This is a genomic window from uncultured Helicobacter sp. (assembly GCF_937893305.1).
In the GTDB taxonomy this organism is placed as follows: domain Bacteria; phylum Campylobacterota; class Campylobacteria; order Campylobacterales; family Helicobacteraceae; genus Helicobacter_D.
Window position 1 is genome coordinate 183029 of sequence record NZ_CALBGN010000016.1, and the last position, 14981, is coordinate 198009.

The 14981-nt window shown below is 35.2% G+C and carries 18 protein-coding genes; 12 read left to right on the top strand and 6 right to left on the bottom strand.

Annotated elements, in window-relative coordinates:
• Positions 1-28: 28 nt before the first annotated feature.
• Positions 29-868, top strand: a complete 840-nt coding sequence (locus Q0358_RS06120; RefSeq protein WP_299548824.1) for a zinc ABC transporter substrate-binding protein — start codon at positions 29-31, stop codon at positions 866-868.
• A gap of 39 nt (positions 869-907) precedes the next feature.
• On the opposite strand, the gene Q0358_RS06125 is transcribed toward Q0358_RS06120, so the two are convergent.
• On the bottom strand, positions 908-1192 hold the full coding sequence (locus Q0358_RS06125) for a 4Fe-4S binding protein (RefSeq protein ID WP_299548827.1): 285 nt from the start codon (positions 1190-1192) through the stop codon (positions 908-910).
• A gap of 149 nt (positions 1193-1341) precedes the next feature.
• Here Q0358_RS06125 and Q0358_RS06130 point away from each other — a divergent pair, with 149 nt between their 5' ends.
• On the top strand, positions 1342-2259 hold the full coding sequence (locus tag Q0358_RS06130; RefSeq protein WP_299548830.1) for a radical SAM protein: 918 nt from the start codon (positions 1342-1344) through the stop codon (positions 2257-2259).
• Here the strand turns inward: Q0358_RS06130 and Q0358_RS06135 are convergent.
• On the bottom strand, positions 2228-3436 hold the full coding sequence (locus tag Q0358_RS06135) for a multidrug effflux MFS transporter (protein ID WP_299548833.1): 1209 nt from the start codon (positions 3434-3436) through the stop codon (positions 2228-2230). The genes Q0358_RS06130 and Q0358_RS06135 overlap by 32 nt on opposite strands.
• Before the next feature lie 138 nt (positions 3437-3574).
• On the opposite strand from Q0358_RS06135, the gene Q0358_RS06140 reads away from it, so the two are divergent.
• A complete protein-coding gene (locus tag Q0358_RS06140) occupies positions 3575-4477 on the top strand; it encodes an AEC family transporter (RefSeq protein WP_299548836.1) in 903 nt (300 codons plus the stop codon).
• A 9-nt stretch (positions 4478-4486) separates the two neighbouring features.
• Here Q0358_RS06140 and Q0358_RS06145 read toward each other — a convergent pair whose 3' ends face one another.
• Genes Q0358_RS06145 through Q0358_RS06160 form a run of 4 tightly spaced genes read right to left on the bottom strand, consistent with a single transcriptional unit; the run spans position 4487 to position 9079 of the window.
• Positions 4487-5707 carry an ABC transporter permease gene (locus tag Q0358_RS06145; RefSeq protein ID WP_299548839.1) on the bottom strand — a complete coding sequence of 407 codons (1221 nt, stop codon included), beginning with the start codon at positions 5705-5707 and terminating at the stop codon, positions 4487-4489.
• Positions 5708-5716: 9 nt separating this feature from the next.
• Positions 5717-6409 carry an ABC transporter ATP-binding protein gene (locus Q0358_RS06150; RefSeq protein WP_299548842.1) on the bottom strand — a complete coding sequence of 231 codons (693 nt, stop codon included), beginning with the start codon at positions 6407-6409 and terminating at the stop codon, positions 5717-5719.
• Entirely contained in the window at positions 6406-7647 is a 1242-nt protein-coding gene (locus Q0358_RS06155; protein WP_299548845.1) for an efflux RND transporter periplasmic adaptor subunit, read from the bottom strand. The genes Q0358_RS06150 and Q0358_RS06155 overlap by 4 nt, the downstream gene beginning before the upstream one ends.
• Positions 7634-9079 carry a TolC family protein gene (locus tag Q0358_RS06160; RefSeq protein ID WP_299548848.1) on the bottom strand — a complete coding sequence of 482 codons (1446 nt, stop codon included), beginning with the start codon at positions 9077-9079 and terminating at the stop codon, positions 7634-7636. The genes Q0358_RS06155 and Q0358_RS06160 overlap by 14 nt, the downstream gene beginning before the upstream one ends.
• A 148-nt stretch (positions 9080-9227) precedes the next feature.
• Between Q0358_RS06160 and panD the strand changes: the two genes are divergently transcribed.
• Genes panD through Q0358_RS06205 form a run of 9 tightly spaced genes read left to right on the top strand, consistent with a single transcriptional unit; the run spans position 9228 to position 14901 of the window.
• Positions 9228-9596 carry an aspartate 1-decarboxylase gene (gene panD / locus Q0358_RS06165; RefSeq protein ID WP_299548851.1) on the top strand — a complete coding sequence of 123 codons (369 nt, stop codon included), beginning with the start codon at positions 9228-9230 and terminating at the stop codon, positions 9594-9596.
• The gene (locus Q0358_RS06170; RefSeq protein WP_299548854.1) at positions 9589-9900 is read left to right on the top strand and encodes a YbaB/EbfC family nucleoid-associated protein; all 312 of its coding nucleotides are present in this window, start codon (positions 9589-9591) and stop codon (positions 9898-9900) included. Before panD ends, Q0358_RS06170 begins: the two co-directional genes overlap by 8 nt.
• Positions 9900-10997 (top strand): PDZ domain-containing protein, encoded by a 1098-nt coding sequence (locus Q0358_RS06175; protein ID WP_299548857.1) that lies wholly within the window; start codon positions 9900-9902, stop codon positions 10995-10997. Before Q0358_RS06170 ends, Q0358_RS06175 begins: the two co-directional genes overlap by 1 nt.
• Positions 10981-11835, top strand: a complete 855-nt coding sequence (locus tag Q0358_RS06180) for a polyprenyl synthetase family protein (RefSeq protein ID WP_299548898.1) — start codon at positions 10981-10983, stop codon at positions 11833-11835. The genes Q0358_RS06175 and Q0358_RS06180 overlap by 17 nt, the downstream gene beginning before the upstream one ends.
• Before the next feature lie 9 nt (positions 11836-11844).
• Complete coding sequence (gene surE, locus Q0358_RS06185) at positions 11845-12630, top strand: 5'/3'-nucleotidase SurE (RefSeq protein WP_299548861.1); 786 nt, start codon at positions 11845-11847, stop codon at positions 12628-12630.
• Complete coding sequence (locus Q0358_RS06190; RefSeq protein ID WP_299548864.1) at positions 12620-13297, top strand: ThiF family adenylyltransferase; 678 nt, start codon at positions 12620-12622, stop codon at positions 13295-13297. The genes surE and Q0358_RS06190 overlap by 11 nt, the downstream gene beginning before the upstream one ends.
• Positions 13298-13300: 3 nt before the next feature.
• Positions 13301-13462, top strand: a complete 162-nt coding sequence (locus Q0358_RS06195) for a hypothetical protein (protein WP_299548867.1) — start codon at positions 13301-13303, stop codon at positions 13460-13462.
• 15 nt (positions 13463-13477) lie between these two features.
• The gene (locus Q0358_RS06200; protein WP_299548901.1) at positions 13478-14350 is read left to right on the top strand and encodes a carbon-nitrogen hydrolase; all 873 of its coding nucleotides are present in this window, start codon (positions 13478-13480) and stop codon (positions 14348-14350) included.
• Positions 14350-14901, top strand: coding sequence for a methyltransferase domain-containing protein (locus Q0358_RS06205; RefSeq protein WP_299548870.1), 552 nt, complete (start codon positions 14350-14352; stop codon positions 14899-14901). Before Q0358_RS06200 ends, Q0358_RS06205 begins: the two co-directional genes overlap by 1 nt.
• The last annotated feature ends 80 nt before the right edge of the window (positions 14902-14981 follow it).

Genomic DNA, 14981 nt, shown 5'->3' on the forward strand with positions numbered 1-14981 from the left:
GTTTTAATATGCATTAAAAGGATAAAAAATGAAAAAGATTCTAATTTTTGCGTGCTTGTTGTTTAATTTAGCAATTGCGCGTGATGTGGTTATGGTAAGTATTCCTATGCAAAAAGAGTTTGTGGAAAAAATTGCTGGAGATTTTTATGAAGTGGTTTCTCTTGTAACCACGGGTGTAAATCCTCACGATTTTGAGCCAAAAGCCTTGGAGATTAGAAAGGTTAATGAGGCAGTGGCATATTTTGCCATAGGGATTGAGTTTGAAGAATCTTGGCTTCCGCGCTTTAAAGGGCAAAACCAAGCAATAAAAATTTTTGATTCAGGAGCTAATATATCGCGCATTGATTCTTTGGACTCTCATTATCACGCTAAACACGAACATCACGATGGCGATACGCACATTTGGTTGTCTCCTAGTAATGCAAAAATCATTGCAAAAAATATTTTTGAAGGACTAAAGGCAATAAATCCTAAGAAAGATTTTTCTAAAAACTATCATATTTTAATCACTGAAATTGATTTGCTAGATAAGCAATTAAAAGCGACTCTTAAAGATTTGCCAGAGCATCAGAAATTTGTCGTGTTTCATCCAATGCTTGCATATTTTGCAAGGGATTATCATTTAGATGAAATTTCTATTGAAGTAGAGGGTAAAAGTCCAAAAATGCAAGAAATGATTGCAGTGATTGAAGCTATTAAAAAAGAGAATTTAAAAATTATTTTCGCGCAACCTGAATTTTCTACAAAAGCAGCAGAATTTATCGCAAAAGAAAGCGGAGCAAAACTGGGGTATTTTTCGCCTTTGCAAACACCTTGGGGGGAAAACTTATTGAGCTTTACTAAAACGCTTGTGGAGCTTCAAAAATAGAGAGACAAAATGGATTCCAATTTTGGAATCCATTAGAGATTATTCAACAACTGGAGTGTGCGAACTTCTTTTGTCGTCGCCAATATCATCTCTGTGTGCTTGAGAACCTGCAACAGCATCCCATACAATACAACCTTCAGTTGGGCAAGCAGTTGCGCAAGCAGGCTCATCATTGTGTCCTACACATTCTACGCATTTGTCATTATAAACAAAATAGCAACCATCATCATTTGGGCTATCATCTTCATCAACAATCGCTTCTACTGGACATTCATCAATGCAAGCACCACAGGCGATACAAATATCAGTAATTTTAACAGCCATAATTTCTCCTTTAAAATTTTGGTTTAAGTGATGAGTATATAAAAAAGAATATAAAATTTAGCTTCAATACAATTGGAATCTCAAAAATTTTACTTAAAAATAGTGTAGAATTCTTAGAATTAAAACGCAAAAGTTTAAGGGAATTTTTAATGGATATTATTTTTGGGCCTGTGCAATCAAGGCGTTTCGGGGAGTCTTTAGGGGTAGATTTATCGCCAAAGTTTAAGCAATGCAATTATGACTGCTTATATTGTGAGTTAGAAGGTAAAAAAGCACAAGAGAGTATGCAAGAGATTTTGAGTGTAGATGAGATTTTAAATGCGATTAAACTAGGTTTAGAAAAGTTTCCAAATGTGGAATCTCTTACGATTACAGCAAATGGAGAGCCTACGCTGTATCCGTATTTATATGAGTTAATGTTGCGCTTAGAAGATATTAAGGGCGATAAGAAAACTCTACTTTTAACAAATGGTGCATTGCTTTGGGATGTATGTGTTGCTAGAGCTTGTTTGCTGTTTGATAAAGTAAAATTTTCATTAGATGCAGTGAGTGAAAAGATATTTAAAAAAATTGATAGAGCGCATAAAAATGTGGATTTGGCACAGATTTTAAAAGGGCTTTATCAATTTAGTGCAGATTTTCAAGGGGAGTTGTATGCAGAAATTTTGTTTGTCAAAGGCATTAATGATGAGGCGCAAGAAATCCAAGAAATAGCGCGTTTTTTAGCCCCCATGCCACTTAAACGATTAGACATTAGCACAGTTGATCGTCCGCCTGCTTATAAGGTAGAATCCTTAAATTCAAAAGAGCTAGAAGAGATTGGTAAGGTGTTTTTGCGCTATAAGATTCCAACTTTTGTGCCTAAACGTAAGCAAGCTAGCCATAAAGAAAACTTGCAGCTTAATAAAGAAGAGATTTTAAAAACCCTATCCTTGCGTCCAATGAGTGAGGGAGATATCAAGGCGCTTTGGAGTGTAGAATCTCAAGTAATATTAGAATCTCTTGTAAAAACAGGCAGCGTGAAACAAAAATGCATTAATGGCGTAAATTTCTATGATTTGCGCTAGCAAAAAAGATTAAATTTGCTAGAAGCACAGCAAGAAACATTATAAAGCTTAAAAAAATAGGTGTATTTGCTTCAAATGCTCCAACAATAAAAGCAACAATTCCTGCAAAAGCAAATTGAGTTGTTCCAAGAATTGCAGAAGCAGTGCCTGAGTGATCCTTGAATCTTGACATTGCTAAAATAGTAGTGTTTGGCATAATAAATCCAAGTGTAGCAAGAATACTGAGAAGTGAAATTTCAAAGAGCCATATTTTTGGACTAAAATATGCATTTAACAACATAATAAAATGAGCAATAAGCATCACTAAAAGTGCGATTGCGAGAATATTTTGTGCATTGAATTTTTTTAGAATTCTTGTGTTGAGATTAGCACAAATCATAAAGCTTAAGGCGTTAAGTCCAAAGAGAAATGCAAAATTTTGTTCAGAGATTCCAAAAAAATTCACAAAAATGAAATTTGAACCTGTAATGTATGCAAAAATTGTTGCCATTGTAAAAGCGGCACATAATACATAAACTAAAAATGTGCGATCCTTTAAAACATATTGGTAATTTTTCAGTGTTGCTTTATGAGAAAATTTCTGTCTTTTTAGGTGTGGTGCGCTTTCTTTAAGTCCAAAAAGCACCATAAAAAACAAAAAGATTCCAAGAAAAAACAAAAAAGTAAAAATGCTTTGCCAAGGGAAATATTGAATCAAAAATGCTCCAAGTGTAGGGGATAGCATAGGTGCTAGAGAACTAAAAATCATCATTAAAGCATACACTCCAGCAGCTTCTTCAAAATCAAATAAATCATTGACAATTGCTCTAGCAATAACAACTCCAGCACAACCTCCTAATGCCTCAAAAAAGCGCAAAACAATAAAACTATAAATATTGTCAATCACCACACAACCAAAGCTTGAAGTGATAAAAATTAGCATTCCAATCAGTGCCGGTTTCTTGCGTCCAAAAGTATCACTTAATGGTCCATAAATGAGTTGTCCAAAAGCAAAAGCGATAAAAAAGCTAGCAAGAGAAAGTTGTGTAAAGAAAGGATTTGTTTGAAAGCTTTCTTGAACGCGATTTAAGGCAGCTAAATACATATCCGTAGAAAGTGGAGCAAGGCTTGACATAAGAGCTAAAATAAAAATAAGTTTGATTTTATAAAATCCGTGAATTTTGGTGTGGTTTTGCATATGTAACCTTAATTACAATAAAATTATGTTTTGGATTCTAACAAAGAAAACTACAAAAACTTATAAAAAAGATTCCAACTTTTACATTGTGTTTTGCTAGCAAAAGTGGTAAAATCCCAAATTTAACAAGGAATTATAATGCTTTTGGCGATGTATAGTATTTTTGTCTTTATTTTTATCGGTTATATGGCAAATGTTTTGCGCCTTTTGGGGAATAAACAAAGCGGAATTTTGCTTGGGTTTTTGGTAAATTTTGCACTTCCGGCACAAATTTTTAATGGAACATATCATGCTAGTGTGAGTGTGGATTTTTTGCTTGTGTGCTTGATTGCTCTGTTTTCAAACCTATTTTCCGTGCTGTTTGTTTTGTTTCTTGGGAGAATTTTTAGGCTTGAACGGAGTGTGTTAATTACGCTTTGTTTTATGGCAACGTTTGGAAACACACTGTATTTAGGTTTCCCATTTGTGCAAGGTGCATTAGGTGAAGCACAAGCAAATCAAGTGATTATTTTTGATCAATTTGTAACAGGAATTCCCTTTGCGTTTTTAGCTCCGATTTTGCTAAGTTTAAATGGTAAAACCGCATTTTCCTTTGTAGAAGTTTTTAAACGCTTATTTAAAAGTCCTTTGTTTTTAGCTCTTATTTGTGGAGCTCTTTTTAGGTTGATTCCTTTTGAGATACCAGAAGCGTTTTTTGCACCATTAAAATCCCTAGCACAAACTGCCACACCGGTAGCACTCTTTGCTATTGGAGTGCAATTAAATTTGCGTGGAATTTTGGAGTGGAAATATCCTGCATTGCTTCTAGGAGCAAAAATGATTATCGCTCCTTTAGTGCTTTTTGCTTTTGTTAGGGTTGTTTATGGGGAGTTTAATGATCTTTGGAAAATGGCATTAATAGAAGTTGCTATGCCTCCACTTGTAAGTGGAGTGGCGATTATTTATAAGGCTGGCTTTAATGCTAAAATTGCCTTAAATGCAGTTACTTTTGGGATTTTGGTAAGCTTTATTAGTGTCCCATTGTGGTTGTATTTTACATAAGAGTAGTCTTTACTCGTGTCTTAATGCATCAATGGGGTTTAGTTTTGAAGCGCGTCTTGCTGGGAGATAACCAAACAAAACTCCTATGCAGGCAGAAAATAAAAATGCAACAAAAGCAATCGTATAATCAAATACAAAAGGTAAATCCATAACTTGACAAATCCCAAAAGAGAGAAAAAACGCTAGAACAATCCCTAAGATTCCACCAAGCGCACTTAAGGTAACTGCTTCGATTAAAAATTGTAAAAGCACTTCGCTTTGTAATGCCCCAATAGCAAGTCTAGTGCCAATCTCTCTTGTGCGTTCTGTTACAGAAACTAGCATAATATTCATAATCCCTATCCCACCCACAATTAAGCTAACTCCTGCTATTGCGCTTAAAAATAGTGTGAGTGTTGAGGTTGTGTTTTGCATAATATTAAGAATTTGTTTGGTGTCCATAATTTCAAAATCATCTTTTTGTCCGCTTCTAATATTTCGGATTTTGCGCAAAGAATCTGTGATTTGTAAGAGTGCTTGTGTGGAATCTACATCGTCTTTTAAAGAAATCATTATGCGAGAAATATTATAAAGAGAGTTTGTTTTTAAAATACTTCTTTGATAAGTTTTTAATGGGATTAAAATCACATCATCTTGATCATTTCCCATAGCTCCTTGCCCTTTTTCCTCTAAGATTCCTATGCATTCACATACGATATTATTGAGTTTGATTCTGCTTCCTAGTGGATTTGTGGAGGTTTTATCAAATAAGTTTTTTTGCACGCTTTTACCGATGATACAGGTGTTTTTTCCTGCTCTATAATCTTGTGTTTCAAATCCTCTTCCATTAGTAATTATCCAATTTGTAGCGATGAAATATTCATAATCTACACCTTGAATTTGTGTTTGTGTGTTTTCTTTGTGAAATTGCACAAGACTTGGTGTAGTAACAACAGGAGCAATAGCGCGTGTTAAATGTGTGGTTTGGAGCTTTAGGGATTGAATTTCGCTAAGACTAAATTGTCTTCTACCGCTTCCGCCAATATTTTGTGTGCGTGCGGGGAAAACTAGTAAGATATTGCTACCAAGACTACTAATGCGCTCTGTTACAACTTGTGTTGTGCCATTGCCAAGAGTAATCATAATCACAACTGCACTAACACCAATGATGATTCCAAGCATTGTCAAAAGAGCGCGTAAAATATTGCGTTTAATTTGGCGAAAGGCTAGAAAAAAAGCGTTTAAAAGCATTGGATTCCTTTAGCTTTGGATAGAAGAATCACTTTGAATCTTGCCATCTAAGAATTTAATTTGACGCGTGGAGTATTGCGCCATTTCTGGTTCGTGGGTTACCATTAAAATTGTAATTTTGGATTCCATATTGAGTTGTTTTAAAATCTCCATAATTTCTACGCTGCGTGTTGTATCAAGGTTTCCTGTGGGTTCATCTGCTAGTAAAAATAAAGGTTTAGAAACAATTGCTCTAGCAATAGCTACACGCTGTTGTTGTCCGCCGCTTAAAGCGTTGCTTTGGTGGTTGTGCCATTGTTCTAATCCGACCATTTTTAGAGCTTCCATTGCGTTTTTTAGACGCTCTTTTTTTGGGATTTGGCGGTAGAGCAATGGAAGTTCTACATTTTCTAGAGCTGTTGTGCGTGGTAAAAGATTGAAGCCTTGAAAGATAAAGCCGATGTAGTTGCGACGTAAAAGAGCTTTTTGTTTAAGATTTAGATTGCTAACATTTACACCACAAAAATTATAGATTCCACTTGTTGGGCTATCTAAGCAACCTAGAAGGTTTGCTAGAGTGCTTTTGCCGCTACCACTAGGTCCCATAAGGGCTACAAACTCCCCTTGTGTGATGGAGAGATTTACACCACGCAAGGCTTCAAAAGCATTTGGTGGTTTTCCATAGGTTTTGTGGATATTTTCTAATGTGATCAAAGGTGTCATTTCACTTTCTTTTGCGTTAGGATAACTTCTGTTCCTTGTGTGATAGAATCACTAAAAATTTGTGTGAAAACGCCATCGCTAATACCGACTTCTACTGGGATTTCTTTTGGAGTTTTGTTTTCTAAAATCCATACGCTAGAGTTTGCCTGTTTTTGTATGGCTTTTTTGCGATTGATGTTTTTAAAAGGGTTAAAGCTTTTTTTGGATTCTTTTTCTAATGTGTTAGGGGAGAAATATAATGCACTTGCTGGGATAAGTAGAGCGTTTTTAGCACTTTTTGTTGTAATTTCAGCAGTGGCACTCATTCCCGGACGCAAAAGTAAGTCTTTATTATCTACACTAATGCGTGCTTGATAGGATACGATGTTGTTATCTGTGTTTTGTTCTGCTCCAAAATTGACACGATTGACTTTCGCACTAAAAATTTTGTTTGGATAAGAATCTACGCTAAAATTTACTTTTTGTCCTACTTTAACCTTACTAATATCTGCTTCAGAGATACTAACATTAAGCTCCATTTCTTCTAAGCTTTCTGCGATGATAAAAAACTCTGGAGCTTGAAAGCTAGCTGCTACACTTTGTCCAACTTCAATGGAACGACTAAGCACAATGCCATCAATTGGTGTTGTGATGTGAGCGTTTTTTAAATCAACTTGAATAGAGCGGATAGAAGTTTGGATTTCTATAATTTTTGCTTCATAAATTCCAACTTCGCTAAGAGCAGAGTTGTAAGAAGTTTTTGCGCTTTGTAAATCAAGTTTGGAGGGGGTTTTACCTTGTGTTTTGTTGTAGAGTGCTTGAAGTTGTTGATATTGCCACTTTTTTTCATCTAAAAGCACTTGCGCACTTTTTAGTTGGGCTTTTGCGCTTGTAAGTTGTGCATTAAGGCGCAATAAATTTTGCTCAATGCTTTCACTATCAATCTTTGCTAGGATTTGCCCTTTGCTAACTTTGTCATTGACATCAACTAGCACTTCAAGCACGATTCCAGAGATAACAGAGCCTATGGAGATTTCGTGTGTGGGGGAGAGTGTTCCATTTGCGCTAATAGAAGATTCTATATCACCGATTTTGGCAGGTTGTGTGGTGTAAAGATAGTCTGGTACTTGATTTTGCCACCAAAATAACAATGCAAGCAACAAAGCAATCCCTAAAACAATGCTAATTGCAAGTGTGAAAAGCTTTTTGTAATTTCGTTTTGGATTTAGTGTATTTAAAATTTCTTTAGTTGTGTGCATTAAAATCCTTTTGTAAATTCAAATTTCCACCAAAAGCTTTATAAAGTGCAAGGAGTGATTTTAGATTCTCACTTTTAGCAGTGTTTAGAGATTTTTTGGCATTATTTAAAGATGCACTATTTAGGGCGTGTTCTCTTGTGTCAATTAAGCCTATGGAATGGCGATTTAGGGAAAAATCATAATAGTTTTGTGCATTGTTTAGGCGGATTTGGCTGTTTTGAAGTTTTGTGTGTGCGCTATTTACATTAAAGCTTGCATTTTCAATCTCAAAAAATGCGTTTTTAATAGATTTTTGAAGCATTAAAAAAGATTCCTTTAAGAGCGCGTCTTGTAAAAAATAGTTTTGAGTAAGTTGTGTGCGATTTAAAAGTGGCGCACTAAGTGAGCTTGCAAATCCCCACGCAAGATTTCCGCTAGATTGTGTGTTAGATGTTAAAATATCATTAATGTTTGCACTAATTGAAAGAATAGGAAATAAACTAGCTTTGGCATTTGCCTTTGTGTAAATTTGTGCGTGAAGACTAAAGAGTGCTGCTTTAATATCTGGGCGCGAGAGCAATGTATCTGCTGGGAGAGTGTTTAGGTTAAAATGTGTTTTTGGTGTAGGGAGAGTTTTGGAGATTTTTAAGGGTAAAAAGTTGGAATCTAAATTTAAATCTAAGAGAATTAAAAGTGCATTTTTGCTCTCTTCCTCAAGACTCTTTAGGCGTTCTAGCGTATTTTGTTCTTCTGTGAGTAGATCTTGCTTTTCAAAAAGTTCTGTGCTATCAAGCAGTCCATTTTCTACTTTTAAGCGTGTAAGTTCTAAAGCTTCTTGGTAGTAAGCTATGTTTTCTTTGGTTAAAAAAAGATTTTCTCTTGTTTCAAGAAGTGTAAAATATAAATTAGCAATCTCTGCAAATAGTGTGATTTTTGCATTTTCTAAATCTTGTAAGGATTTTTGATAAAGAGATTCTTTGGCGTTTTTGGTATGTCTTAATCTCCCAAAAAGATCTAGCTCCCAAGAGAGTGTTGCTCCAATTTGCGTAGTGTTTGTGCGTGTTTCTATGGTGGGAGTTGTGTTTGTGCGCGTGTTGTTTGAGCTTGTATTAAGTGTGGCATTAATTTGTGGAAATAGTAAGCTCCAAGCACTTTTTAGTTGGGATTGTGCTTGTAAAATTCTAGCTTGCGTGATTTGTAAATCTAAGTTTTTTGCAATGGCAAGTTCTAAAAGTGCATTTAAGTTGGAATCCAAAAACAAAAGCTCTATTTGTTCTTTTGGATTTGTGTTGGTTTTTATGGTTTTAGAATGACTAATGAGAAGTGTATTATTAAACTTTAGAGAATTTGTTAGAGATTTTGAATCTGGGAGAGTGGCTAAACAAGCTGTAAATATAGGACTTAGAGCAATTAAGATTCCAAATTTTAAAGCGATTTTTAGATAATATTGCAAATGTTCTCCTTGAAACTTGAACTGTATTTTACTTCTAAAAGCTAAAAGAAATGTGAAGTGCTTATGTTTTTGCAGTTGCGTTGTGGTTACTTCTGTGCTAAAATTACTAAATTTTTGAAACTTGTATTTGTAAATGTAAGGATAAATTGTGAATTTTACAATGTTGTATAGCAAAATTCATCGCGCAAGCGTGAGTGATGCAAATTTAAATTATGTAGGCTCTATCACTATTGATGTTGCTTTAATGGAAGCTGCTGGGCTAATAGAAGGACAAAAAGTGGATATTGTAAATATTAATAATGGCGAACGATTCTCTACTTATGTGATTATGGGTAAAAGTGGTGATATGTGCTTAAATGGTGCAGCAGCGCGTAAAGTGCAAGTAGGAGATAAAATTATTGTAATGGCGTATGCACAATACACTAAAGAAGAGATAAAAAGCTATGAACCAAAAGTAGTTTTAGTTGATGAAAACAATCAAATTCTAGCAATTAAAAAGGAGTTAAGAAATGTTTGATCCTAAAGAATTAGCAAAAACACTAGGAGATTTACAAGAAAAGCTTCAGAATGCACAAGAAGCAAATAAGGAAGTGGTTTTAAATGCAAAAAGTGGTGGTGGTTTGGTAAGTGTTAGTGCAAATGGTGAAGGGGAGATTATTGATATTTGCATTGATGATTCTTTACTTGAAGATAAAGAATCTTTGCAGATTTTATTAATGAGTGCATTAAATGATGTGTTAAAAAATGTGGAATCTAATCGTAAAAGTATGGCAATGCAAATGCTTGGAAATTTAGGGGATTTCCCATTAAAGGGGCAATGATGAGAGTATTTAAGAGTATTATTGTTTGGGTGTTGTGCTTTAGTATTCCTAGTTTTGCATATGATTTTAAAGCATGTGAGAAAAAAGCCTCCTTATCAATGGAGCGTGTAGGAAGCACTTATGGAATCGCAATTAAATCTTTAGGAACAAAAGTGGTGCTTTTTGTCTATTCTCCTAAGCAAAAGCCACGTGGTTATAAAGTGCTAAAGCATGATCCTTTTGTTGGGATGTATCTTTTAGAATCTAAAGGCACATTAGAACCAGTAAATATTAAAGCAATCCAAAAGGAGATTTTAGAAGATGAAATGGCAAGTGTTACCCCAAGAGATAGTGTAAGTGGCAAGATTGCAACAAGAATGCAAAGTCCAATTGATTTTGCAACGCTAAATACTCCAACTTTTCAAAATAGCTTAATTAGCACGGTTTGCGATCATATTTATGGAATCGGAATTGGAGAAAATGCCTTTATAGAAAAGGCATATTTGGAGCGATTTATTAATAGCGATTCTATCTATTATGGTGATATTGGCGTGCGTGTGGTGCAGAATAATCAAGCCGTAGAAGTGAGCATTGTTGATCCGTTTTTTAAAAAAAATCCCTTTAAATATGGAGATATTATCACGGCGGTTAATGGGGAAATGATTACAAATTTAGCAAGCTTTAGGCGTGTTGTTTTTGATTTAAAAAAGGGTTTAGTTGTTCCAGTGCAAATTAAGCGCAATGGTGTAAATATGGAAGTGCAGGTGCAAGTTGATAAATTGCGTGGAGGAATGTTACTGCCTGATAATTTCTTCTCACGCGTGTATATTGGAGTTAATGATAATTTTGTCATTACTTATGTAGGCAAAAATGCAAAAAATGGTTTTGAGCGTTTAAAGGTAGGCGATAGAGTTTTGCGCGTGAATCAAAGGGCTACTTCTAAAGGTAATGACGCAATTATCCGTTTATTAGGAGAATATGCAGATAAAAAACAGCGTTGGTTGATTTCGCGTGATGATTTTCAGTTTTTTATTGATGTCAATGATAAGAGTGCAGAAGATTCTCAAACTTCACTCACGCAAGGGCTTTTAAGTGAAGACAATAGATTTAGTTTTTAGAGAGTTTGAAGCGTATTTAAAAAACAATGCGCCCAAAATTCCTAGCTTTCATCCAAATTATGAAAAGGCACTTTGGGAAATGGTTTTAAATGGAGGAAAAAGATTTCGCCCTAAATTGCTTTTAAGCATTGTAGCAAGCTATAAGACAGAAGAGATACAGCTAGCGTTTGCGCCAGCACTTGCATTAGAGATTTTACATACCTATTCGTTAATCCACGATGATTTACCAGCAATGGATAATGCACCTCTTAGGCGTGGTTGTGAAACTTTGCATAAAAAATACGATGAGGTTTTAGCAATCTTAACAGGTGATGGGCTAAATACACAGGCATTTTATTTAATCGCAACCTCTAAGCTAAAGCCAAAGATAAAGGTTAAACTTGTAGAATCCTTGAGCTATAATGGTGGAATCTATGGTATGGTGTTAGGACAAGCGTTAGATTGTCATTTTGAAAAACAAAAACTCCCTTTAGAGCAACTAAGGACTATCCATTTAAACAAAACTGCAAAACTCATCGCTGCTTCTCTTGAAATGGGAGCAATCCTAGCGCAATGTGATAAAAAAACGCGTAAAAATTTGTATCAGTTAGGATTAGATTTAGGATTGTTTTTTCAAATCCGTGATGATGTGATTGATTCTACACAAAGCGCGCAAGAAGCAGGGAAGCCTACGCAAAATGATGGAAGTAAAAATAGTTATGTAAATTTACTAGGTTTAGATGGAGCAAAAAAGAGTGCAAAACTCTTACAAGATTCTATATTAAGGCAGATTAAAACCTTAAATAAGCCTGCACAAAAGCATTTAAATGCGCTTTTGAGCAGTTACTTTGATATTTAAAGGAAGATTTTGAAACGCATTTTAATTACAAATGATGATGGCTATCAATCTCCGGGATTGTTAGCTTTAAAGGAAGCATTAAGCCCTTTAGGGCATTGTGTAATTGTAGCTCCTGCAAGTGAAAAATCCGCTTGCGGACACGGAATGACATTGACGCGTCCTTTGCGTTTTGTCAAGCTTGAAGATGATTTTTATAAGTTAGATGATGGAAGTCCAACGGATTGTATTTATCTCTCACTTAATGCGCTTTATGATGAAGGGGTGAAGCCAGATTTGATTGTAAGTGGTATTAATATTGGTTCAAATATGGGAGAAGATGTGAGTTATTCTGGAACTGCAAGTGCGGCAATGGAGGGAGTTCTACACGGGATTCCATCTTTAGCAGTTTCTCAAGTTTTAAAGGACAAGGATTATTTTGGTTTTGATTTTGCGCTTGCAAAACAAAGCGTTTATAATCTTGCAAAAAAAATTCTTCAAGGCTCTTATCCTTTGGGATTTAGAGAATTTTTAAATCTCAATATCCCACAGCTTAAACCGCAAGATTGCAAAGGAATAAAAGTTACAGAACTTGGGATTAGAACTTATGGAAATGATGCACATTTGCATAGAAATCCACGCGGAGAAGAGTATTATTGGCTAGGTTTGCACCCACTTGCTTGGAGTGAGAGAGAAAATGGAGAAATTTCTGATTTTAGTGCGATTTCTCAAGGCTATGTTTCTTTGACGCCTATTACACTTGACTTTACTGCGCGTGCGCGTTTAGAAAGACTTAGGGAGTGGGTTGATGTCAAATAAGCGTTTTGCTAGAACTTTATTGCTTTTTAAGGAAAATGGGTTTCAAAAATTACAAAATGCTAGTGTATTATTGCTTGGTGTTGGTGGAGTTGGAAGTTTTGTATTGGATTGTTTATATCGCACAGGAGTTGGGAAGATTTGCATTGTGGATTATGATGTGTTTGATGAAAGTAATCAAAATCGGCAAATTGGGTCTTTTGAAGGAGTTGGACGCAAGAAAGTAGAAGTTTTATCACAGAAATATCAAGGAATTTTGAGTTTAGATTCTAAAATTACTCAAGAGTTTATTGATGGTTTTGATTTTAGTGTGTATGATATTGTTATTGATGCAATTGATGATATTGATGCAAAGGTTGCTTTAGCTCTAAGGATTGCAAACAAGCCTAAGCTTGCTAAAATGCCGCATTTGCTTGTCTCAACAGGAAGCGCAAAAAAGTTAGATCCTTCACAAATTCAATTTGCTTCAATTTGGAAAAGTTATGGGGATAAGTTTGCTAGAAAGTTTAGAGAAGGGCTTAAAAAACAAGGATTTAAAGGAGATTTTATGGTGGCATTTAGCCCAGAAGAGCCAAAATGCAAAGAGCTTGGAAGCTTTAGTGGTGTAACGGCTAGCTTTGGATTGCGTTTGGCAAGTGAAGCAGTTGCTTTAATTTTAAGTAAGGAATAATTTATGGAAATTTTAACAAAACCTTTTGATGATGACGAAATTGAAGATTTTGAAGAAGAAGAGTATGATGGCTATGATTCAGATTATGAAGATAGCGATAGATTTTTGTATGATGAAGATGATTATAGCAGCAATGATAGCGACTATGAAGGTGATGATTATTAAGGGGTGGAAATGGAGATTGAAGTTGCATTAATTCAGCACGCATATAAGGGAAATAAATCTAAAACGCAAAGTTTTACAGCACAAAAGATTAAAGAAGCGGCAAATCAAGGTGCAAAGCTAGTCTTGCTGCAAGAATTGCATAGCGGAGAGTATTTTTGTCAAAGTGAAAATGTGGATTTTTTTGATTATGCGTTAGAGTTTGAAAAAGATTGTGCATATTTTTCTAAGATTGCAAAAGATTGTGGTGTGGTGCTTGTAACTTCGCTTTTTGAACGCCGTAGTGCTGGATTGTATCACAATACAGCTGTGGTGTTTGAAAAAGATGGCAGTGTGGCTGGAAAATATCGCAAAATGCATATTCCTGATGATCCTGGATTTTATGAAAAGTTTTATTTTACGCCCGGAGATTTAGGGTTTGAACCGATTTCGACAAGTGTTGGGAGACTTGGAGTGCTTGTGTGTTGGGATCAGTGGTATCCTGAAGCAGCAAGAATTATGGCGTTAAAAGGAGCGGAGATTTTGATTTATCCTACTGCTATTGGTTGGTTTGATCAAGATAGCACAGAAGAGAAAGAGCGTCAAAGAGAAGCTTGGATGGCCGTGCAAAGGGGACATAGTGTAGCAAATGGGATTCCAGTTGTTGGGATTAATCGTGTAGGATTTGAAAAAGATTCTAGTGGCGTTATAGATGGAATCCGTTTTTGGGGATCTAGTTTTGTTTATGGCGCACAAGGAGAATTATTAGCTCTAGCAAGCGTAGAGAACGAAGAGATTGTGTTTTTTAAATGGGATAAGAAACGCAGTGAAGATGTGCGTCGCATTTGGCCCTTTTTAAGGGATCGTCGTATTGAGATGTATGGGGATATTTTAAAGCGGTATTGTGATTAATGGAGAGTGATGCATTAAAGTGGGATGCACGCTATAAAGAAAATTCGATTCCAACTAAACCTTTAGAACTTTTAGAGCATCACATTGCAAAGGCACAAGTAGGCAAGGCGTTGGATATTGCTTGTGGAATGGGAAGAAATTCTAAATTTATGCGTGATTGTGGCTTTTGTGTCGATAGTGTGGATATTTCAAATTATGCAATTAATGCCCTGCAAGGCGAAATTGGGATTAATGCAAAATGTGTGGATTTGGATACTTTTAAGATTCCAGCTTGCCATTATGATTTGATTTGTAATAGCTATTTTTTAGAACGCCGCTTGTTCCCCTTTATAATTGAAGGATTAAAAAAAGATGGAATCTTAGTTTTTGAAACTTTTGTTTTTAGTCATATAGAATCGCAAAATGCCTTTGTGAGTGATTCTAGTCATTTGTTGCGTAAAAATGAGCTGTTAAGGGCATTTTTGGATTTAGAAATTTTGTTTTATGAAGAAGCATTGATAGAACATAAAGGAAATTTTAGTCTTATTGCAAGACTAGTAGCGAAGGCTTAAAATTAATCAACTTTTCATAAACAAACACCAAATCTTCTTAGAAATTTAAAAAATTCTTCTAATTTTTCTCCTATTTGTTA

Excerpts from the sequence above, each read along its gene's own strand:
- Q0358_RS06120 (WP_299548824.1), top strand. The coding sequence starts at position 29 with ATGAAAAAGATTCTAATTTTTGCGTGCTTGTTGTTTAATTTAGCAATT.
- Q0358_RS06125 (WP_299548827.1), bottom strand. The coding sequence starts at position 1,192 with ATGGCTGTTAAAATTACTGATATTTGTATCGCCTGTGGTGCTTGCATT.
- Q0358_RS06130 (WP_299548830.1), top strand. The coding sequence starts at position 1,342 with ATGGATATTATTTTTGGGCCTGTGCAATCAAGGCGTTTCGGGGAGTCT.
- Q0358_RS06135 (WP_299548833.1), bottom strand. The coding sequence starts at position 3,436 with ATGCAAAACCACACCAAAATTCACGGATTTTATAAAATCAAACTTATT.
- Q0358_RS06140 (WP_299548836.1), top strand. The coding sequence starts at position 3,575 with ATGCTTTTGGCGATGTATAGTATTTTTGTCTTTATTTTTATCGGTTAT.
- Q0358_RS06145 (WP_299548839.1), bottom strand. The coding sequence starts at position 5,707 with ATGCTTTTAAACGCTTTTTTTCTAGCCTTTCGCCAAATTAAACGCAAT.
- Q0358_RS06150 (WP_299548842.1), bottom strand. The coding sequence starts at position 6,409 with ATGACACCTTTGATCACATTAGAAAATATCCACAAAACCTATGGAAAA.
- Q0358_RS06155 (WP_299548845.1), bottom strand. The coding sequence starts at position 7,647 with ATGCACACAACTAAAGAAATTTTAAATACACTAAATCCAAAACGAAAT.
- Q0358_RS06170 (WP_299548854.1), top strand. The coding sequence starts at position 9,589 with ATGTTTGATCCTAAAGAATTAGCAAAAACACTAGGAGATTTACAAGAA.
- Q0358_RS06175 (WP_299548857.1), top strand. The coding sequence starts at position 9,900 with ATGAGAGTATTTAAGAGTATTATTGTTTGGGTGTTGTGCTTTAGTATT.
- Q0358_RS06190 (WP_299548864.1), top strand. The coding sequence starts at position 12,620 with ATGTCAAATAAGCGTTTTGCTAGAACTTTATTGCTTTTTAAGGAAAAT.
- Q0358_RS06195 (WP_299548867.1), top strand. The coding sequence starts at position 13,301 with ATGGAAATTTTAACAAAACCTTTTGATGATGACGAAATTGAAGATTTT.
- Q0358_RS06205 (WP_299548870.1), top strand. The coding sequence starts at position 14,350 with ATGGAGAGTGATGCATTAAAGTGGGATGCACGCTATAAAGAAAATTCG.